This window comes from Dinoroseobacter shibae DFL 12 = DSM 16493 (genome assembly GCF_000018145.1).
Lineage (GTDB): Bacteria > Pseudomonadota > Alphaproteobacteria > Rhodobacterales > Rhodobacteraceae > Dinoroseobacter > Dinoroseobacter shibae.
Genome location: NC_009952.1, coordinates 1,614,368 through 1,633,008 on the forward strand (window position 1 = coordinate 1,614,368; position 18,641 = coordinate 1,633,008).

An 18,641-nucleotide genomic window follows, 5' to 3' on the forward strand; every position below is an offset into this window, starting at 1 on the left:
CATTTGCTGCCCGAAAATCTAAGAATTTCTCAATCCGAGCAACCCTCTACCGTGGGTTGTGCGCGCGCGGGCGCTTGCTCAGCCGCGCCTTGGGTGCAACTGTGCGCGGGCGTGTTGCGGGAGGACAGAATGGCGACGGTACTGGGCTGTATTGCGGATGATTTCACGGGCGCGACCGATCTGGCCGGGTTGCTCGCACGCAGCGGTGCCGCGGTGCGGCTGCGCATGGGCGTGCCCGACGGCCCGCCGCAGGACACCGCCGGGATCGAGGTGATCGCGCTGAAGATCCGCACGGCGCCGGTGGCCGAGGCGGTGGCGCAGGCCCGCGCGGCGCTGGCGTGGTTGCGGGCGGCGGGGGCGGAGCGGGTATTCTGGAAATACTGCTCCACCTTCGATTCGACGCCCCAAGGCAATATCGGACCCGTGGCCGAGGCGCTGATGGCGGATCTGGGGGTGCAGCAGACGATTTACTGCCCGGCCTTTCCAGAAAACGGGCGCGCGGTTTTCATGGGCAACCTGTTTGTCGGGCGCGACCCGCTCGACGAGAGCCCGATGAAGGATCATCCGCTGACGCCGATGCGCGATGCCAACCTGATGCGGCTGCTCGCGCCGCAGGTCACGCGGCCCGTGGGGCTGGTGGACCGGCTTTGCGTGGCGCGGGGGGCAGGGGCCTTGCGCGCGGAGCTGGGTCGGCTGGACGCGGCGGGCGTGGCCCATGTGGTGGTGGATGCGGTGGCGGATGCGGATCTGGGCGTGATCGCCGAGGCGTGCCACGACATGCCGCTGATGACCGGGGGCAGCGCAGTGGCCGCGCCCTTGCCCGGGCTGCTGAGCGGTGGGGCGGCGGAGGCGCGGGCCGCCGCGCCGGACCTGGCCCCTGGGGCGGTGGTGCTGTCGGGGAGTTGTTCGGCCATGACCCGCGCGCAGGTGTCGGCGTATCTTCGGCGTGCGCCGGGCTACAAGCTCGACCCGCTGGTGCTGCGCACCGAGGGGGCAGGGGCCGCGCTTGCCTGGTTGGAGGCGCAGGCGCTCCAGGATGCGCCGTTGGTCTACGCCACCGCCGAGCCCGGCGAGGTCCGCGCAGCCCAGCAGGCCCTGGGCGTGGCCGAGGCGGGCGCGCTGGTCGAGGACGCGCTGGCCCGGATCGCCGTGGCCGCGCGGGACCGGGGCGCGCGGCGCTTCGTGGTGGCGGGCGGCGAGACCTCGGGGGCGGTGACCCAGGCGCTGGGGGTTGTGCAGCTCGATGTGCGCCGCGAGATCGCGCCGGGCGTGCCCTGGTGTTTCGCAGAGAGCGGCGGTGTGGACATCGCACTGACCCTGAAATCCGGCAATTTCGGCGCCGAGAGCTTCTTTGCCGATGCCTTGGCGCTGGTGGACACCCTATGAGTGCCGAGGTGCGGCTGCGCGAGCAGATCTGCCTGCTGGCCAGGTCGATCTTCGACCGCGGGCTGACCGGGGGCAGCACCGGCAACATCTCGGCCCGGACGGAGGATGGCGGGCTGCTGGTCTCGCCCACGGGGACGAGTTTCGGGCGGCTCGATCCCGGACGGCTGAGCCGGTTCGATGCGGCGGGGCACCTGGTATCGGGCGACAAGCCGACCAAGGAAATGCCTTTGCATTCCGCGTTTTACGAGACGCGCAGCACGGCGGGCGCGGTGGTGCATTTGCATTCGTGCCATTCGGTCGCCTTGTCGATGATGCCCGATGTGGATCCGGAGGATTTCTTGCCGCCGCTGACGCCCTATGGGATCATGAAGCTGGGGCGCGTGAAGCTGCTCCCGGTGTTCCTGCCGGGCGATCCGGCCATGGGGGACGCGGTGCGGGGCCTGGCGGGCAGGCGAAGCGCGGTGATGCTGGCCAATCACGGCCCCGTGGTCGCGGGCAAGGATGTGGAGGCGGCGTGCAACGCGGTCGAGGAACTGGAAGAAACCGCGCGGCTCGCGATGCTGACGCGAGGGCTGCAACCGCGGATGCTGAGCCCAGAACAGGTGCGCGCGGTGGTGGAGAAGTTCGACGTGGAGTGGGACGCATGAAGTTTTCGGCAAATCTAGGTTTTCTTTGGAATGACAGAAGCTTGCCGGACGCCATTCATGCGGCTGCCGCCGCCGGATTCGACGCGGTGGAGTGCCATTGGCCCTATGACACGCCCGCGGCCGAGGTCCGCGCAGCGCTGGAGGACACGGGGCTGCCGATGCTGGGTCTGAATACACGGCGCGGCGATGTGTCGGCGGGCGAAAACGGGCTTGCGGCGTTGCCCCGGCGCGAAATGGAGGCGCGCGCGGCGATCGACGAGGCGCTGGATTATGGCGCGGCGATCGGGGCGCGCGCGGTGCATGTGATGGCTGGGTTCGCGTCGGGATCGGCGGCGCGGAAGTGCTTCGCAGGGAACTTGAAGTATGCCTGTGAGATAGCTGAGAATAAAGGGATTACAGTTCTGATCGAGCCACTGAACCACTACGATGCGCCGGGCTACTTCCTGAGCACAACGCGCCAGGCCGAAGCAATCGTCGCCGAGGTTGGCGCGCCGAACCTGCGGCTGATGTTCGACTGCTACCACGTGCAACTGATGGAGGGTGATCTGACCAACCGGTTGCGGCAGCTGCAGCCGATCATCGGCCATATCCAGTTCGCGGGTGTGCCGGCGCGCGGAGCTCCGGATGAGGGCGAGGTGAACTACGCCCATCTGTTCGAGGTGATTGCCGCGATGGGCTGGGACGTGCCGCTGGGCGCGGAGTACAAACCGGGGGGCGATACTGACGCGACCCTGGGCTGGATGCAGCAATACAAGGCCTGATTCAGATCTTTTATTTACATAATACTGATTATGAGAAATTCATATTTAGATTTTCAAGCAGCCCTGTTCTCACGCCAGTGACGTGACCCAGAGGATGCTGGCGTCATCTTCGCTGATGGAGATGACGTTGTGGCCCATGGAGGCGTCGTAATAGGCGCTGTCGCCGCGGCGCATCTCGACCGGTTCGTAGAATTCGGTGATCAGGCGGATGGCGCCGGTCAGCACGTAGAGGAACTCTTCACCGTCGTGGCGGACCCAGCCGTCGAACTCTTCGAAGTTGCGGGCGCGGACCCGGGCGCGATAGGGTAACATCGTTTTTTTCGTGAGGGTTGCGGCGAGAAGCTCATGTTCATATGTGGCGGTTGGATGCGCCTCCCCCGCGTCGGAACGGGTGATTGCCATGCGCCCGTTGACCTGGGCCTTGCGCGGCGGCGTGAAGAGCTGCGGGATGGTGATCTCGAGCCCGTCGGCGAGTTTCTTGAGCGCCTCGTAGGTGGGCGACATCTGGCCGTTCTCGATTTTTGACAAGGTAGACCGGGCCAGCCCAGCCTGACCCGCGGCCTGTTCCAGGGTCCAGTTGCGCGCCTTGCGCAGGTCGCGCACGCGGCTGCCGAGATTGAGTGGCTCCACCGGGATGGTGTCGCCGCTCTCGCGGTGCAGACGGATCAGGCTGGGTTCTTTGTCGGGCTCTGTCATGGCGGGTATTGTCCTGAATTGTCAGGCGACTTGCAACCGCGCCGCGCGGGGCCTAGCACGGGGGTCATGCCGTTGCCCGACGATTTCGACCCCGCCGCACCCTGCCCCGCGCCATTCAACCTGGCGGGGTATGTCTTGGCCGCCGGGGATGAGGACAAGATCGCGCTGGAGGTGCTGGGCGGTGGCGCGGTGCGCTGGACCTTCGGAGATCTGCGCCGGGCGGTGGCGGGCTATGCCGCAGCACTGCGGACCGAAGGGTTGGCGCCTGGTGACAAGCTATTGATGCGGTTGGGAAATACGGTGGAGTTTCCGCTGCTGTTTCTGGCTGCGGTGGCGGCAGGCGTGGTGCCGGTGCCGACCTCGGCGGCGCTGACGGTCGAGGAGGTCGACTGGATCGCGGCGGACCTCGCCCCGGCGCTGACGGTGCAGGCGCCGGGCGTTGCGGGGCCGTCGCGGGGCCGCGTGGTGGCATTGGAGGCGCTGGTGCCGGACCGGGACGCGCCGCTGGCGCCGGTGCCGGGGGATCCGGACCGCATGGCTTACGTGGTCTATACCTCGGGCAGTTCGGGGCGGCCGCGGGCGGTGGCCCATGCGCATCGCGCGATCTGGGCCCGGCGGATGATGTGGCGCGACTGGTACGGGATGGGGCCGGAGGACCGGATCCTCCATGCCGGGGCGTTCAACTGGACCTATACGCTGGGCGTCGGGCTGCTGGATCCGTGGGCGATGGGGGCGACGGCGCTGATCCCCGAGGCCGGGACAGACAGTGCCGCCCTGCCCGAGGCGCTGGCCGCGAGTGGGGCCAGTATTTTTGCCGCGGTTCCAGGGGTATACCGACAGATTTTGAAGCAAGAAGCCCTGCCCCGGCTCCCCCGTCTGCGCCACGGGTTGACGGCGGGCGAAGCGCTGCCCGACAGCCTGCGCGCGGCGTGGCGGGACCGTGTCGGCACCGAGCTTTACGAGGCGTTGGGGATGTCGGAATGCTCCACCTTCATCTCGGCCCATCCGGGCCGACAGGCCCCCCCGGGCCATGCGGGGTTTGCCCAGGCCGGGCGGCGGATCGCGGCGCTGGACGCCGACGGGGTCGAGGTGGCGCGGGGCACATCCGGAGTTCTGGGCGTGCATCGCGGCGATCCGGGGCTGATGCTGGGCTACCTGGAGGGCGGTCGGCCCCGCCTGCCCCTGACCGGCGATTGGTTCGTGACCGGCGACATGGTGGAGATCGCCTCGGATGGCGCGGTGCGCTACCTCGGCCGGGGCGACGACATGATGAACGCGGGCGGATTCCGGGTCTCGCCACTGGAGGTCGAAAAGGCGTTCCACGGGCGGCCGGAGATTGGCGAGGCGGCGGCGGTGGAGGTGAAGATCAAGGCGGATGTCACTGTGATCGCGTTATTTTACGTCGCCGCCGCCCCGGTGACGGAGGCCGCACTTGCCGCGGAGGCCGCGCAACATCTGGCCCGGTACAAGCAGCCACGGCTTTACATTCCGGTCGAAACCCTGCCCAAGGGGCGGACCGGAAAACTGGATCGCCGGGCGCTGCGCGCGGCGTATGAGGCACGCCATGATCAAGCTTGATATACTCTCGGACCCGATCTGCCCCTGGTGCTATATTGGGAAAATGGCTCTGGATCAGGCGCTTGGCAACGCGCCCGACCACCCGTTCACCATCGAGTGGCATCCTTTCCAGCTCAACCCCGACATGCCGCCCGAGGGGATGGACCGGACCGCGTACCTGCAGGCGAAGTTCGGGGGGCCGGAGGGCGCGCGCGAGGTATACGGGCGCATCGAGGACACGGCGAAGGCCGCCGGATTGCCGGTGGATTTCGGGGCCATTCAGCGCACGCCCAACACTTTGGACGCCCACCGGCTGATCCATTGGGCGGGGGTCGAGGGGCGGCAGATCGCCGTGGTCTCGAAACTGTTCGAGGGGTATTTCACCCAAGGCCGCGATATCGGCGACCGGGAGGTGCTGGTCGAGATCGCGCAGGCCGCGGAGATGGACGGCGAGATGGTGCGCCGCCTGCTGGCGAGCGACGCGGATGCGGATGACATCCTGGCGCGGGACGCCCATGCGCGGGAGCGCGGTGTCACGGGCGTGCCGACATTTGTCGTGGCGAATCAGCATGTTCTGAGCGGTGCGCAGCCTCCGGAGCTGTGGGAGAAGGTGATCGCCGAGCTTCGGGAGCAAATCGCCGATCAGAACGGCAGAAACTCGTCATCCAGCTCGTAGCTCTTGATCGCGAGGAGCGGCTGCTCGCCGTCGTAGCGGAACGCGAAGACATGGGCGAGATCGGAGGCGAGCGTCATGCGGCAGAACACCACCTCGGGGTCGAATTGCGCCGGGCAGCTGGCCAGGTCCACATGCTCGATGGTGGATTCGAAGAGCGCGTAGGTCAGCACACCGTTCGGCAAAAAGGCGGTGCCGCCATGGTGGGTCTCGCCGGGACCAGAGGCGAAGGCCGGCGCGGCCAGGACGCAGAGCGCGGCGGTGAGGATCGGGGTTTGGCTTCGGGGCATCGGGGTCTCCTTGGTTATGATTAAATCCTGATTATTTTTGTCGGGTATAGCAATGCGGCATATGGTACACCCCGCCCAGCCGTGATAGCGAGCGCGGATGCCCACGGAGTGACCAATGCCCCCCGCCCGCCTGTCCCAAGCCGAGTTCATTGCCCTGATGGCGATGCTGTTCGCGACGATTGCGTTTTCCATCGACGCGATGCTTCCCGCCCTGCCCGAGATCGCCGCCGAACTGACGCCCGGTGACGTGAACCGGGCGCAGTTGATCGTGACCTCGTTCGTATTCGGGATGGGTTTGGGCACCCTGGTGGCCGGGCCCTTGTCGGATGCCTTCGGGCGCAAGCCGGTGATCGTGGCGGGCGCGGTGCTCTATTGCGCGGCGGCGGGGCTGGCTTGGGCGGCGCAATCGCTGGAACTGGCATTGGCGGCACGGGTGCTGCAGGGGTTCGGCGCGGCCGCCCCGCGGGTGGTGGCGATCGCCATGGTGCGCGACCTCTATGTCGGGCGGCACATGGCGCGGATCATGTCGCTTGTCTTCCTGATCTTCGCGCTGATCCCGGCCATCGCGCCGAGCCTTGGCGCGGTCATCATCCATTTCGCCGGGTGGCGGGCGATTTTCGCCTCCTTCATCCTGTTTGCCATGCTGTCGGTGGGCTGGATGATGCTGCGCCAGGCCGAAACCCTGGCGCCCGAGGCGCGCAGGCCGCTCTCGGTGCGGGGTGTGGCGGACAATGTGGTCGAAGTGCTGCGCGACCGGGTGGTGCGCCTGTCGATCCTGGCGCAAACCATGGCCTATGCCACGTTATTTGCGACGCTGTCCTCGACCCAGCCGGTGTTCGATGTGACCTTCGGCAAGGCGGAGACCTTCCATCTGTGGTTCGCGGTGATCGCCCTTCTGGCGTCGAGCGCCAGCTACATCAATTCGCGGCTGGTGGTGCGGCTGGGCATGCGGCGCATGGTGCGCGGGGTGCTGACCGGGCAGATCGCGGTCTCGGGCGTGTTCCTGTCCGTGAGTGTCGTGGGCTGGCCCGAGGCACTGCATTTCTGGGCCTATTTCGTCTGGGTGACGGGGGTGTTCTTCATGGCGGGCATGACCCTGGGCAACCTCAATGCCATCGCGATGGAGCCGATGGGGCATATCGCGGGCACGGCGGCCTCGGTGGTGGGGGCGCTGTCGACCATGGGGTCGGTGTTACTGGCCATTCCCATCGGGCTGCTGTTCGACGGCACGCCGGTGCCGGGCGTTGCGGGGGTTCTGGTGCTGTGCCTCGGGGCGCTGGCCGTGATGAAGGTGCTGGGCGCGCGGGGTGAGGCGCCGGCCTGAGACGAGGCGGCACGGGCTACCGCAGGGCGCGTGGCGTCCTGGTCGCGCCGGGCCCGGGTGTGACGCCCGGTATCTTGCGCGACTCGGTGCCAGACGTCACTGTTAACCTTGTGGTTAAGAAACATGAGGATGGTGGCATGAGGAAACATATCTCCGCAGCGATTCTGCTGGCGATGGGCACGGCCCTGCCGGCCCAGGCGGATCCGACGCTCGGGTTCGGGATCAGCATCGCCTTGGGTGGCGGTGCCTCCGAGGTCGGACTCGGGGTGCGCGTGTTCTCCGATGACGAAGAGGAAAGCGCGGTGGGCAGCCTGGGCGTGGATTACATGTTGCAGTCCGGCAGGCTACGTCCGACCCTCGGGGTCGCTTACCTCGACAAGGATTTCTATGTCGGGCTGGACCTTGGCTACGACTTCACCAGCGGCGGGATCGATTTCGGGGTGAGCGCCGGGGGCGTCGACACCGAGAGCGAGCCGTCGCGGCGGGCCTCGACCGGTGGCGGCGACGAGCCCGGAGACGGAGATGGCGGGGATGGCGGGCCCGTCATCATCGACCCTGATGACCGGTGACGAAAAAATGACCGACGTCTGACAGGTGTTGTTGGTTGCCCGGGTAGGATTGATCCGCGCAGCTTGAAGTCCGCGGGCGCGTGCCCCGCTCAGCCCGGTCGCCTACTGCGGCCGGGCTTTTGCTTGGCAGCCTCAGCCTGCCTGGGCCTTGGCGGCTTTCGCCTCGACCGCCAGGTCGCGAGCGATGGAAAACGCACCCTTGATCCGGTCGCTTTCCTTGGCCCAGTCGCGGCGGACGACGATCTTGTTGTCGCGTACCTTGGCCAGCCCCTTCTGATCGTTGATGAATTTCACGAGCCCCGCGGGATTGGCGAACTTGTCGTTGTGGAACTGCACGGTCGCGCCCTTGGGGCCGCCATCGAGCTTGGCGATCCCGGCCTTCTTGCACATCGCCTTGATCCGCACGATCAGCAGGAGCGTGTTGACCTCCTTGGGCAGCTTGCCGAAGCGGTCGATCAGCTCGGCGGCGAAGCCTTCGAGCTCCACCTTGGTGGTCAACTGCGACAGGCGGCGGTAGAGGCCGAGCCGGACGTCGAGGTCGGGCACGTAGGCCTCGGGGATCAGCACGGGCACGCCGAGGTTGATCTGCGGCGCCCATTGGCCGTCATCGTCGGTGAGCCCTTCGAGGCTGCCGGATTTGATCTTGCCGATCGCCTCTTCGAGCATGGATTGGTAGAGCTCGAAGCCGACCTCGCGGAACTGGCCCGACTGCGCCTCGCCCAGAAGGTTGCCCGCGCCGCGGATATCGAGGTCTTGGGAGGCCAAGGTGAAGCCCGCGCCGAGGCTATCGAGGCTGCCCAGCACGCGGAGGCGTTTTTCGGCCGCGGGTGTGAGTTTCATGCGGGGCTTGGTGGTCAGGTACGCATAGGCGCGGGTCTTGGCGCGCCCCACCCTGCCCCGGATCTGGTAAAGCTGGCTGAGCCCGAACATGTCGGCGCGGTGGATGATCATCGTGTTGGCGGTCGGGATGTCGAGGCCCGACTCGACGATGGTCGTGGCCAGCAGGACGTCGTATTTGCCATCGTAAAAGGCGTTCATCCGGTCGTCGAGCTCACCCGCCGCCATCTGGCCATGGGCGACGACGAAGCTGACCTCGGGCACCTGGTCGCGCAGGAACGCCTCGATCTCGGGGATGTCCTTGATGCGTGGGACGACGAAGAAGCTTTGTCCGCCGCGGTAGTGTTCGCGCAGGAGGGCTTCGCGCAATGTGACGGGGTCGAATTCGGACACGTAGGTGCGGATCGACAGGCGGTCGACGGGGGGCGTGCCGATGATCGACAGGTCCCGCACCCCCGAGAGGCTGAGTTGCAGGGTGCGCGGGATCGGGGTCGCGGTGAGGGTCAGGACATGGACGTCCGAGCGCAGCTCTTTCAGGCGTTCCTTATGGCCGACGCCGAAGCGCTGTTCCTCGTCGATGATCAGCAGGCCGAGATTGTGAAACCGGACGCCCTTGGCCAGGAGCGCATGGGTGCCCACGACGATGTCCACGGACCCGGCGGCGAGGCCCTTGCGCGTGTCGGCCGCGGCTTTCGCGGGCACGAAGCGCGAGAGCGGCCGGACCTCCAGCGGGAAGCCGCGGAAGCGGTCGGCGAAGCTCTTGTAGTGTTGGCGCGCCAGCAGCGTCGTGGGTGCGATCACCGCGACCTGCACGCCCGAGAGGGCCGCGATGAAGGCCGCGCGCATGGCGACCTCGGTCTTGCCGAACCCCACATCGCCGCAGATCAGCCGGTCCATCGGCGTGCCCGCGGCGAGGTCATGGACCACGTCCTCGATCGCGGAGAGCTGGTCGTCGGTTTCGGTGTAGGGGAAGCGCGCGGAGAATGCCTCCCACATGTCCGGGGGCGGCTCCAGCATGGGGGCGCGGCGGAGCGCGCGTTCGGCGGCGATGCGGATGAGCTTGTCGGCCATCTCGCGGATGCGCTCCTTGAGCTTGGCCTTCTTGGCCTGCCAGGCGCCGCCGCCCAGCTTGTCGAGCATGCCGATTTCCTGGCCGAAGCGGCTCAGAAGCTCGATGTTTTCCACCGGCAGGTAGAGCCGGTCGCCGCCCGCGTATTCCAGCAGCAGGCATTCATGGGGCGCACCCATGGCGGTGACCGTCTCCAACCCCTTGAACGCCCCGACCCCGTGATCGACATGGACCACCAGGTCGCCGGCGCTGAGGCTCGTGGCCTCCTGCAAAAAATTCTCGGCCCGGCGCTTGCGCTTGGTGGTGCGGATCAGCCGGTCGCCGAGCACGTCCTGTTCGGAGATCACCGTCAGGCGTGTGCTCCGGTGGTCGGGCCCCTCGAAACCTTCGTCCAGCGCCCAGACCAGAAGGTGGACGCCGCCGGTGCCCTCCGGGATGTCCGACAGGCGCGCGATCTCGGTCAGCCCGGACAGGTCCTGGTCCTCCAGCAGCCCGCGAAGCCGTTCGCGCGCGCCCTCGGACCAGCTGGCGATCACCACCTGGGAGGTCTTGCGTTTTTCGGTGATATGGGTGGCGAGCGCCTCGAAAAGCCCGGTTGCCTGGGACTGCCGCTCGGGCGCGAAGTTGCGTCCGATCCGCCCGCCCGCGTCGGTCACCCCGGGGCCCGAAGCCGAGGGCAGCACCGACAGCTGCAGGGTGCGCTTGGTGGCCAGTAGCGCTGTCTCGTCGGCCGGCGGGATATAGAGGGTTTCGGGCGGGGCAGGTTTGTAGACCGTGCCCATCTGCCCCTTCTGGGCAAGCGCATGGCGGCGCGTTTCGTACTGGTCCTTGATCCCTTCCCAGCGGCTGAGATGCATCGCTTCGAACTGGTCGTCCAGGATCAGGCTGGCCTCGGGCACGTAGTCCAGCAATGTCTCCAGCCGGTCGTGAAAGAAGGGCAACCAATGCTCCATCCCTGCATGTTTGCGGCCCGCCGAGACCGCCTCGTAGAGCGGATCGTCGGTGCCCGCGGCACCGAATTCGATCCGGTAGGATTGGCGGAACCGGGTGATGGCGGCGGGGTCGAGGATGATCTCGGACACCGGGGCCAGCTCGATCGCGTCCAGTTTCTCGGTCGTGCGCTGGGTGGCGGCATCGAAACGGCGCGCGCCGTCCAGCACGTCGCCGAACAGATCGAGCCGCACGGGCCCGGACTGGCCCGGCGGAAAGATGTCGATGATGCCGCCGCGGATCGCGTAGTCGCCGGGCTCGGTCACGGTGGGGGCCTGGACAAATCCCATGCGGGTCAGGAACTGCCGCAACGCGGCCTCGTCGATGCGCCCGCCGACCTGGGCGGAAAAACTGGCTTCGGCCAGGGTGGCGCGGGCGGGCACACGCTGGGTGACCGCCGACAGGGTGGTGAGCAGCACGAAGGGCCCCGGCACCCCGTGGGCCAGCGCCGCGAGGGTCGCCATGCGCGTGGCCGAGATCTCCGGGTTCGGGGAGGAGCGGTCATAGGGCAGGCAGTCCCAGCCGGGAAAGCGCAGCACGGGGATCTGCGGCGCGGTCACCGCAAGGGCGGCGGCCATGGCGGCCATGCGCTTGTCGTCGCGGGCGACGAACACGGCCTGCCCGTCCGGGCGGGAGGCCTCGCGCAGCACGATCTGGGCGTCGAAGCCTTCGGGTACGCCGGTGACGCGCAGATGTGTTGGAACGGTCTGGGAAGTCATGGCGCTGGAGGTACGCGGTTTGACGGGACTGTCAACCTCGCGCGCCGGCGTCATGGACCGGTTCGATTGCCCCCCACGGGCTGCCGGCGCGCTCCGACGGCCCGGAGCCGGGTTCTGGCCGACCCTTTTCGGAATGTCGGCGCCTTGACGGTTTGCGCCTTGCCTTGCACGTCGTTCGAGAAGGTGTTGCGCCGTGCTTTGCACGTCGCGGGGGGCGAGAGGGGCCAGCCCCTCTCGCGCTCTCCCCGGGATACTTGGAGACTTGAGCAGGCAGGCCGCATTCGCGTCTTCGTCTTTGCGAAAATACTCCGGGGGAGACGCGCGCAGCGCAGCGGAGGCAGCGCCCCCCTTTGGCATCGGCCCGGTACGGGCCGCAGGCATGCGCGCGCCGCTGGTCCCAAGGCTCAGTTGCCGAGCACGCCTGTGCTCATGGTTTGCCAGATCCCCCAGAACGCGGTCACGAAAATCGACACGATCCCGATCAGCTGAGTATAGAGCCGGTGCCGTTTCAGCCCCTGGACAAGGTCTTCGCCGGTCGGATCCTTGGCCAGGATCTCCCGCGCCGTGCGTTGCGTCAAAAGACTCACGAGGCAGAACGGAAAGGCCAGCAGGAACAGCGCCTGGCACAGCTCCACCCGGTAGGCAAAGCCCAACAGGAACAGCGCCGAGAGCACGAAGCCCGCCACCCCGGTGACGATCAGCCCCGCACTGGACCCGATGAAGCTCAACCGCCGCGCGTTGATCCGGCTGAGCCGCTCCAGGTCGTCCCAGGCCCGTGGATCGTCGCGCCGCTGGGCGCGTTGCACCAGGTCGAACGGCACGCCCACGACGTAGTGGCTGATGATCGACCAGAACACGGCGAGGGTGATCCAGAACCACACGGAGGAAAACGACCTGGTGTCGATCAGTTCGGCAATCGTGAGATAGAGGTCCAAGGAACGGCTTCCCGATACGCATTCGTCCGGACCAGCGGCCCGATCCACAGTTGCGCGGACCATAGGCAGGAGCGCGGGCGAGTTCCAGCCTTGAGATGCCCTTGAAATCGTGGCACCCACGATCAACGACAGGAAAGGCCCGAGATGCGACCGACCCAAGCCCCCTTCCCCCATGCCCGCTTCCGCCGTCTGCGCCGCACCCCGGCCCTGCGCAATCTCACGCGCCAATCGGAATTGAGCGTCCATGACCTGATCTGGCCGATCTTTGTCAGCGAGCCCGAAGGCGCGGTGGACATCCCCTCGATGCCCGGGGTGTCGCGGCTGACGGTCGAGGGCGCGGTGAGGGCGGCGGAGCGGGCGGCGAGCTTGGGCATTCCGGCGATTTGCCTGTTTCCCTATACGGATCCGTCCCTCAAGACCCAGCTGTGCGAAGAGGCCTGGAACCCCGACAACCTCAGCAACCGGGCGATCCGGGCGATCAAGTCCGAGGTGCCCGAGATCGCGGTGATGACCGATGTGGCCCTCGACCCCTACAACATCAACGGCCATGACGGGATCGTCCGCGACGGGGTGATCGTGAATGACGAGAGCGTCGCGGCACTGGTCAAGATGGCCGTGGCCCAGGCGGAATCCGGGGCCGATATTCTCGGGCCTTCGGACATGATGGACGGGCGGATCGGCGCGATGCGGGCGGCGCTGGAGGCGGCGGGCCATTCGGATGTCACCATCCTGAGCTATGCGGCGAAGTATTCCAGCGGGTTCTACGGTCCCTTCCGGGACGCGGTCGGCGCGTCCGGCGCGCTGGTGGGCGACAAGAACACCTACCAGATGGACCCGGGCAATTCCGACGAGGCGCTGCGCCTGATCGAGCGCGACCTGCTGGAGGGTGCGGATATGGTGATGGTCAAGCCGGGGATGCCCTATCTCGACATCTGTCGCCGGGTGAAGGACGCCTTCGGGGTGCCGACCTATGCCTACCAGGTGTCAGGCGAATACGCGATGTTGCAGGCGGCGAGCGCCAATGGCTGGCTCGACCATGACAAGGTGATGTTCGAGTCGCTTCTGGCCTTCAAACGCGCGGGGTGCGATGGAATCCTGACCTATTTCGCCCCTGTGGTGGCCGAACGGCTCCGCGGAATCGCCTGAGAGGTGCAGAAACCGGCCGATTCAGGCCGAATCCATCCCAGATCGCGGGCTTGTGGCGTGACACCCGCGTTCATATTGGTGTATTCACAAGATCAAGGGTCCATAGAGACCCCGACCCCCATAAGAGGCATCCGCCACGGGCACATGACGGCGCGCGCGGGCGGTTTCAGGACAAAGAGAGCGAGCAGATGACACAAGATTGGACACGGCGGGGCGCCCTGGCTGCGAGCCTGATCGCGGGCATGGGCCTATTGGCGGGATGCGCTTCGGTCGAGGGCAGCGCCCAGCGGGCGGCCCAGATCGATCAGCGCGTGGATGCGGCCATTCAATTTCTCGAGTCCGACGTGCCGGGCAGCCGCGAGTTGGGCGACAAGGCGGCGGGCGTGTTGATCATGCCGCTGATCACCGAGGCCGGGTTCGGCCTGGGCGGATCCTATGGGCGCGGGGCGCTGCGGATCAACGGGGCGACCATCGACTACTACCAGGCGACGCAGGCCAGCATCGGGTTGCAGATCGGAGCACAGCAATATGCCCATGCGATCTTCTTCATGACCGACGAGGCACTGCGGAACTTCCGCAACGGCGCCGGTCTGACCGTGGGCGGGGATCTCAAGATCGCCCTGGCCGATACCGGCGAGCAGATCAGTGCCGAGACCCTGACCGCGATCGACCCCGTCGTGGGGATCATTTTCGGTCAGGCGGGCCTGATTGCGGGTGCGACCCTGGACGGCACGGTTTATAATCGCATCATCCCCTGACCCCGGCGGCCTGAAGCCGCGCGGACAGGCGGAAATCACGGGCCCGGGCGCGGCCTTGCAAGGGGTGTGACGCCATGGGGCGGATCCTGAAATGGATGTTCCGGCTTTTCGTGGGGGCATTGATCAGCCTCGGCGTCGCACTCGTGCTGGTCTATTACTTCGCGTCGCGCTCGATCCCCGATTACGATGGCAGCTATGCGCTCGCGGGCGTTTCGGCCCCGGTGGAGATCGTGCGCGACACCCATAACATCCCGCATATCTTCGGGCAGACCGACGCCGACAGCTTCTTCGGCCTGGGCTTTGTCCATGCCCAGGACCGGCTGTGGCAGATGCTGATGTTCCGGCGCACGGCCCAGGGGCGGTTGTCGGAGCTTTTCGGGGCGCGGACCCTGCAGATCGACGACCTGCTGCGACGGTTCGATTTCTATCGACTGGCCCAGGCGTCGATCGACGATCTTCGTCCGGAGACGCAAGCGGCGCTGGAGGCCTATGCTGCCGGTGTGAATGCCTGGATCGCGGAGGTCAACAAGGGTGCGCTGGGGCGCGGTGCGCCGGAGTTCTTCCTGTTCGAGCCAGAGATCGCGCCGTGGCAGCCCGCCGACAGCGTGGTGCTGATCAAGCTGATGGCGCTGCAACTGTCCTGGCATCTGCAGACCGAGGTGCTGCGTGCGCGGATCTCCCTGGCCCTGCCGCCGGAGCGGGTGCGCGACATCCTGCCCGAGGCGCCGGGCACGGGGCTGATCGATTTGCCGGAATATGCCGCCCTTGTGCCCGGCATCGACCGGCGACAGGCCTTCGCAGGCGGCCCCCTGCCTCTGGATCCGCTGTCGCCCGTGGGCCCGCGCGCGCTTGCCGGGGCCTCGAACGCCTGGGCGGCAGCCCCGAGCCGGTCGGCGGCGGGCGGCACGCTTCTGGCCAATGATCCGCATCTGGAATTCACCGCCCCCTCGCAATGGTACCTCGCGCGGCTCGACCTGGGCGCGGGCGGTGTCATCGGGGGCACGGTGCCGGGGATCCCGGCGGTCCTGACAGGGCGGAACGCGTTTCTCGGCTGGGGGCTGACCTCCAGCTACGCGGATGATCAGGACCTGGTGATCGAGCAGCTCAACCCGGACAATCCGGGCGAATACCTGACCCCGGACGGGTTCAAACCCTTCGAGAGCCGCCGCACGGTGATCGAGGTAGCCGATGCCGCGCCGGTGACGATCACCCTGCGCTGGACCGAGAACGGGCCGGTGATCCCGCGCACCCACTACAACCTCGGGGCGGTGACGCCGGAGGGACATGTGGCGGCGTTGAAATGGACCGCGCTGAGCGATGCGGACACCTCCATGGATGCGGCGATCGCGCTGATGGCGGCGCGCAATGTCGACGAGGGGATCAAGGCCGGGCGCAGTTTCGTGGCCCCGGCGCAGAACCTGACCCTGGCTGACCGGGAGCGGATCGCGTTTCAGACCGTGGGCGCCCTGCCCCGGCGCGCGGCGGCCCATCAGAGCCTCGGACGACTGCCGGCGCCGGGCTGGCGGGTTCAGAACCGGTGGCAGGGCACGCTGGGCTTTGTCGCGAATCCGCAGGTGATCGACCCGCCCGGGGGCCTGTTGGGCAATACCAACAACAAGGTGATCGACCGGCCCTTCCCGTTGCACATGTCGTTCGACTGGGGCGATACCCAGCGCATCCAGCGCTGGGAGCGACTGATGTCCGCGCGGCAGGTGCATACGCGGGAGAGTTTCATCGAGGCGCAGCTGGACACCGTGAGCCAGGGGGCGCGGGTGCTGCTGCCGCTGGTGGCGCGGGAGTTGTGGTTCTCCGAAGAAGCGGCCCCCGAGGGCAGCGAGGCGGCGTTGCGGCGGCGGGCGCTGGACCTGCTGGCGGAGTGGAACGGCGAGATGAGCGAGCATCTGCCCGAGCCGCTGATCTACACCGCCTGGATGCGTGCGCTGCAGGAGCGGCTGATCCGGGATGAGCTGGGCCCGCTGGCGGATGAATTCGACCGGCCGCAGGTGCTGTTTCTGGAGCGGGTGTTCCGGGACGTGGACGGGGCGGCGGTCTGGTGCGACGTGGTCCAGACGAGCGCTGTGGAGGACTGCACGCTGCAGGCGCGCCGGGCGCTGGACGATGCGCTGCTGGAGCTGACGGAGCGGTTCGGCAGCGCGGTGGAGGGCTGGCGCTGGGGCGATGCACACCAGGCGACCCATGACCATCCGGTGCTGGGGGATGCGCCATTTCTAGGGCCGATCGTGAACCTGCGCCAGTCGACGAGCGGCGGGGACACGACGCTGATGCGCGGGCTGACGGCAGGGACCGGGGCGAACCCTTACCGCAACACTCATGGGGGCGGATATCGGGGGGTCTACGACTTCGCCGATCCCGACAGTTCGGTGTTCATCATCTCCACCGGGCAGTCGGGCCATCCCCTGTCGCGGCATTACGACGATCTGGGGGAGCTATGGCGGCGGGGCGAATACATCCCGATGACACTGGATCCGGAGCTTGCCCGGGCCGGAGCGAATGGGGTGACACTTCTCTACCCCGACCTCGCCGTTGCGCGGCCCTGAACCGATCGCGGACGCGGCCTGACGATCGAGTAATCAGGCCAAGGGTGCGTGCTGGCAAGGCGCTTCGAAGCGCCTTGGTCCCTGCACGTGGCGGGAACCGGTTTCAGGCGTGCAGGAGCGCTTCGAACCTTGCCTTCTGCACGGGCGACCAGCGCAGGGAGAGGTGGTAGCCGTCCTCATCCTGGCTTTCGTCCAGAACGACACCCTGTTCGAACAACCACGCGCGGACGCGGCCCTGGGCGAAGGGCACGACGACCACTTCGTCCAGCAGCGCGGGTGTCAGCCGGGCGGAGATCGCCGCCTGCAGGGTGTCGAACCCCTCGCCACTGAGCGCCGAGATCGCCAGCACGTCGTCCTGGCGGGCGGCACTGGTGCGCAGGGCCTCGGCTTCGGCCTCGGGCAGCAGGTCCAGCTTGTTCCAGACCTCGATCATCGGGCGCTCGTCCTTGACGCCGAGAGCCTCGAGGATCTTGTGGACATCCTCAGCCTGTGCGGCGCTGTCGGGATGGGCGATATCGCGGACATGCAGGATCAGGTCGGCATCCAGCACTTCCTCGAGTGTGGCGCGGAATGCCGCGACCAGTTCCGTGGGCAGGCTTGAGATGAAGCCCACAGTGTCGGACAGGATCACCTCCAGCCCGTCGGGCAATTTCAAGGCCCGCATGGTCGGGTCGAGCGTGGCGAAGAGCATGTCCTTGGCCAGCACCTCCGCCCCGGTCAAGTGGTTGAACAGGGTCGATTTTCCGGCGTTGGTGTAGCCCACGAGCGCGACGATTGGGTATGGTACTTTCTTGCGCGCGGCGCGGTGCAGCTCGCGCGTTTTCACCACCTTGGCGAGCTGGCGTTTGATGCGTGTGACCGCCTCGTCGATGGCGCGGCGGTCCGCCTCGATCTGGGTCTCGCCGGGGCCGCCGACGAAACCGAGCCCGCCGCGCTGGCGTTCCAGGTGGGTCCAGGAGCGTACGAGACGCGTGCGTTGATAGGCCAGTGCGGCCAGTTCGACCTGCAACACGCCTTCGCGAGTGCGGGCGCGGTCGGCGAAGATCTCGAGGATCAGGCCGGTGCTGTCGAGGATCTTGGTCTTCCAGGCCCGTTCGAGATTGCGCTGCTGGACCGGGCTGACGGGGCCGTCGATCAGCACGAGGCCGATCTCGTCGGCCTCGATCCGGGCGCGCAATTCCTCGATCTTGCCGGAGCCGAACAACAGGCCCGGCTGCACCTTGGACAGGCGCACGATATCGGCCCCGGCCACGTCGAGACGCGGCAGGGCAGCGGCCAAAGCCACGGCTTCTTCGAGCGCAGGGCCCGCAAGGCGGCGGCCGCGGTCGGCGGTCAGTTCGGGGTGCAGCACCAGGGCGCGGGTGCGCGTCGGGGCATGGTCATGAAGGTCGGTCAGTCGTCGCCCTCGTACAGGCTGATGGGCTGGGTCGGCATCACGGTGGAGATGGCGTGCTTGTAGACCAGTTGGCTTTGCCCATCGCGGCGCAGGAGTACGCAGAAGTTGTCGAACCAGGTGATCACCCCCTGCAACTTCACCCCGTTGATCAGAAAAACGGTGACGGGCACCTTTGTTTTACGAACATGGTTGAGAAAAGCGTCCTGCAAATTCTGTTTGTCGCCGGCCATTCTGTGTGCCTTTTTTCTTTTGGGTGCGCGCAAATTCCTGCGCATCTGTCGCTGTGCTTACAGACTATGATGGGTGCGCGCGGGGGATTCCACCCCTAAT

The 18,641-nt window shown here is 67.1% G+C and carries 16 protein-coding genes; 10 read left to right on the forward strand and 6 right to left on the reverse strand.

The annotated features are described in order from the left end of the window. The first annotated feature begins 129 nt into the window (after positions 1 to 129). Genes otnK through DSHI_RS07910 form a run of 3 tightly spaced genes read left to right on the forward strand, consistent with a single transcriptional unit; the run spans position 130 to position 2,794 of the window. On the forward strand, positions 130 to 1,386 hold the full coding sequence (otnK, locus tag DSHI_RS07900; RefSeq protein WP_012178224.1) for a 3-oxo-tetronate kinase: 1,257 nt from the start codon (positions 130 to 132) through the stop codon (positions 1,384 to 1,386). Continuing rightward, positions 1,383 to 2,033: a 3-oxo-tetronate 4-phosphate decarboxylase gene (gene otnC, locus DSHI_RS07905; protein ID WP_012178225.1), complete on the forward strand. Its 651-nt coding sequence runs from the start codon at positions 1,383 to 1,385 to the stop codon at positions 2,031 to 2,033. Before otnK ends, otnC begins: the two co-directional genes overlap by 4 nt. Continuing rightward, positions 2,030 to 2,794 (forward strand): hydroxypyruvate isomerase family protein, encoded by a 765-nt coding sequence (locus DSHI_RS07910; RefSeq protein WP_012178226.1) that lies wholly within the window; start codon positions 2,030 to 2,032, stop codon positions 2,792 to 2,794. The genes otnC and DSHI_RS07910 overlap by 4 nt, the downstream gene beginning before the upstream one ends. 69 nt (positions 2,795 to 2,863) lie before the next feature. Here DSHI_RS07910 and DSHI_RS07915 read toward each other — a convergent pair whose 3' ends face one another. Further along, the gene (locus DSHI_RS07915) at positions 2,864 to 3,490 is read right to left on the reverse strand and encodes a helix-turn-helix domain-containing protein (RefSeq protein WP_012178227.1); all 627 of its coding nucleotides are present in this window, start codon (positions 3,488 to 3,490) and stop codon (positions 2,864 to 2,866) included. Between the two features lie 66 nt (positions 3,491 to 3,556). Between DSHI_RS07915 and DSHI_RS07920 the strand changes: the two genes are divergently transcribed. Both DSHI_RS07920 and DSHI_RS07925 read left to right on the forward strand, forming a co-directional pair. After that, the gene (locus DSHI_RS07920; protein WP_044027687.1) at positions 3,557 to 5,068 is read left to right on the forward strand and encodes a class I adenylate-forming enzyme family protein; all 1,512 of its coding nucleotides are present in this window, start codon (positions 3,557 to 3,559) and stop codon (positions 5,066 to 5,068) included. Continuing rightward, positions 5,055 to 5,723 (forward strand): DsbA family oxidoreductase, encoded by a 669-nt coding sequence (locus DSHI_RS07925; protein ID WP_012178229.1) that lies wholly within the window; start codon positions 5,055 to 5,057, stop codon positions 5,721 to 5,723. Before DSHI_RS07920 ends, DSHI_RS07925 begins: the two co-directional genes overlap by 14 nt. Here the strand turns inward: DSHI_RS07925 and DSHI_RS21345 are convergent. Continuing rightward, positions 5,690 to 6,010 carry a hypothetical protein gene (locus tag DSHI_RS21345; RefSeq protein ID WP_012178230.1) on the reverse strand — a complete coding sequence of 107 codons (321 nt, stop codon included), beginning with the start codon at positions 6,008 to 6,010 and terminating at the stop codon, positions 5,690 to 5,692. The genes DSHI_RS07925 and DSHI_RS21345 overlap by 34 nt on opposite strands. Before the next feature lie 115 nt (positions 6,011 to 6,125). Here DSHI_RS21345 and DSHI_RS07935 point away from each other — a divergent pair, with 115 nt between their 5' ends. After that, positions 6,126 to 7,334, forward strand: coding sequence for a multidrug effflux MFS transporter (locus DSHI_RS07935; protein WP_012178231.1), 1,209 nt, complete (start codon positions 6,126 to 6,128; stop codon positions 7,332 to 7,334). 137 nt (positions 7,335 to 7,471) lie between these two features. Continuing rightward, positions 7,472 to 7,903, forward strand: coding sequence for a hypothetical protein (locus DSHI_RS07940; RefSeq protein WP_012178232.1), 432 nt, complete (start codon positions 7,472 to 7,474; stop codon positions 7,901 to 7,903). A 132-nt stretch (positions 7,904 to 8,035) separates the two neighbouring features. Here DSHI_RS07940 and mfd read toward each other — a convergent pair whose 3' ends face one another. Then, entirely contained in the window at positions 8,036 to 11,518 is a 3,483-nt protein-coding gene (gene mfd, locus DSHI_RS07945; protein ID WP_012178233.1) for a transcription-repair coupling factor, read from the reverse strand. A gap of 404 nt (positions 11,519 to 11,922) precedes the next feature. Next, the gene (locus tag DSHI_RS07950) at positions 11,923 to 12,453 is read right to left on the reverse strand and encodes a hypothetical protein (RefSeq protein WP_012178234.1); all 531 of its coding nucleotides are present in this window, start codon (positions 12,451 to 12,453) and stop codon (positions 11,923 to 11,925) included. A gap of 144 nt (positions 12,454 to 12,597) precedes the next feature. On the opposite strand from DSHI_RS07950, the gene hemB reads away from it, so the two are divergent. The 3 genes from hemB (at position 12,598) to DSHI_RS07965 (ending at position 16,915) form a co-directional block, all read left to right on the forward strand. Next, positions 12,598 to 13,599 (forward strand): porphobilinogen synthase, encoded by a 1,002-nt coding sequence (hemB, locus tag DSHI_RS07955; RefSeq protein ID WP_012178235.1) that lies wholly within the window; start codon positions 12,598 to 12,600, stop codon positions 13,597 to 13,599. A 188-nt stretch (positions 13,600 to 13,787) separates the two neighbouring features. Continuing rightward, the gene (locus tag DSHI_RS07960; protein ID WP_012178236.1) at positions 13,788 to 14,357 is read left to right on the forward strand and encodes a lipid-binding SYLF domain-containing protein; all 570 of its coding nucleotides are present in this window, start codon (positions 13,788 to 13,790) and stop codon (positions 14,355 to 14,357) included. 74 nt (positions 14,358 to 14,431) lie between these two features. Beyond that, on the forward strand, positions 14,432 to 16,915 hold the full coding sequence (locus DSHI_RS07965) for a penicillin acylase family protein (protein ID WP_012178237.1): 2,484 nt from the start codon (positions 14,432 to 14,434) through the stop codon (positions 16,913 to 16,915). 103 nt (positions 16,916 to 17,018) lie between these two features. Here DSHI_RS07965 and hflX read toward each other — a convergent pair whose 3' ends face one another. Both hflX and hfq read right to left on the reverse strand, forming a co-directional pair. Further along, a complete protein-coding gene (gene hflX, locus DSHI_RS07970) occupies positions 17,019 to 18,266 on the reverse strand; it encodes a GTPase HflX (protein ID WP_012178238.1) in 1,248 nt (415 codons plus the stop codon). 41 nt (positions 18,267 to 18,307) lie between these two features. Next, positions 18,308 to 18,541, reverse strand: coding sequence for an RNA chaperone Hfq (gene hfq, locus DSHI_RS07975; RefSeq protein WP_044027689.1), 234 nt, complete (start codon positions 18,539 to 18,541; stop codon positions 18,308 to 18,310). Positions 18,542 to 18,641: the final 100 nt, after the last annotated feature.

Coding starts and splice junctions, on each gene's coding strand:
- otnK (WP_012178224.1), top strand. CDS start 130: ATGGCGACGGTACTGGGCTGTATTGCGGATGATTTCACGGGCGCGACC.
- otnC (WP_012178225.1), top strand. CDS start 1,383: ATGAGTGCCGAGGTGCGGCTGCGCGAGCAGATCTGCCTGCTGGCCAGG.
- DSHI_RS07910 (WP_012178226.1), top strand. CDS start 2,030: ATGAAGTTTTCGGCAAATCTAGGTTTTCTTTGGAATGACAGAAGCTTG.
- DSHI_RS07915 (WP_012178227.1), bottom strand. CDS start 3,490: ATGACAGAGCCCGACAAAGAACCCAGCCTGATCCGTCTGCACCGCGAG.
- DSHI_RS07920 (WP_044027687.1), top strand. CDS start 3,557: ATGCCGTTGCCCGACGATTTCGACCCCGCCGCACCCTGCCCCGCGCCA.
- DSHI_RS07925 (WP_012178229.1), top strand. CDS start 5,055: ATGATCAAGCTTGATATACTCTCGGACCCGATCTGCCCCTGGTGCTAT.
- DSHI_RS21345 (WP_012178230.1), bottom strand. CDS start 6,010: ATGCCCCGAAGCCAAACCCCGATCCTCACCGCCGCGCTCTGCGTCCTG.
- DSHI_RS07935 (WP_012178231.1), top strand. CDS start 6,126: ATGCCCCCCGCCCGCCTGTCCCAAGCCGAGTTCATTGCCCTGATGGCG.
- DSHI_RS07940 (WP_012178232.1), top strand. CDS start 7,472: ATGAGGAAACATATCTCCGCAGCGATTCTGCTGGCGATGGGCACGGCC.
- mfd (WP_012178233.1), bottom strand. CDS start 11,518: ATGACTTCCCAGACCGTTCCAACACATCTGCGCGTCACCGGCGTACCC.
- hemB (WP_012178235.1), top strand. CDS start 12,598: ATGCGACCGACCCAAGCCCCCTTCCCCCATGCCCGCTTCCGCCGTCTG.
- DSHI_RS07960 (WP_012178236.1), top strand. CDS start 13,788: ATGACACAAGATTGGACACGGCGGGGCGCCCTGGCTGCGAGCCTGATC.
- DSHI_RS07965 (WP_012178237.1), top strand. CDS start 14,432: ATGGGGCGGATCCTGAAATGGATGTTCCGGCTTTTCGTGGGGGCATTG.
- hfq (WP_044027689.1), bottom strand. CDS start 18,541: ATGGCCGGCGACAAACAGAATTTGCAGGACGCTTTTCTCAACCATGTT.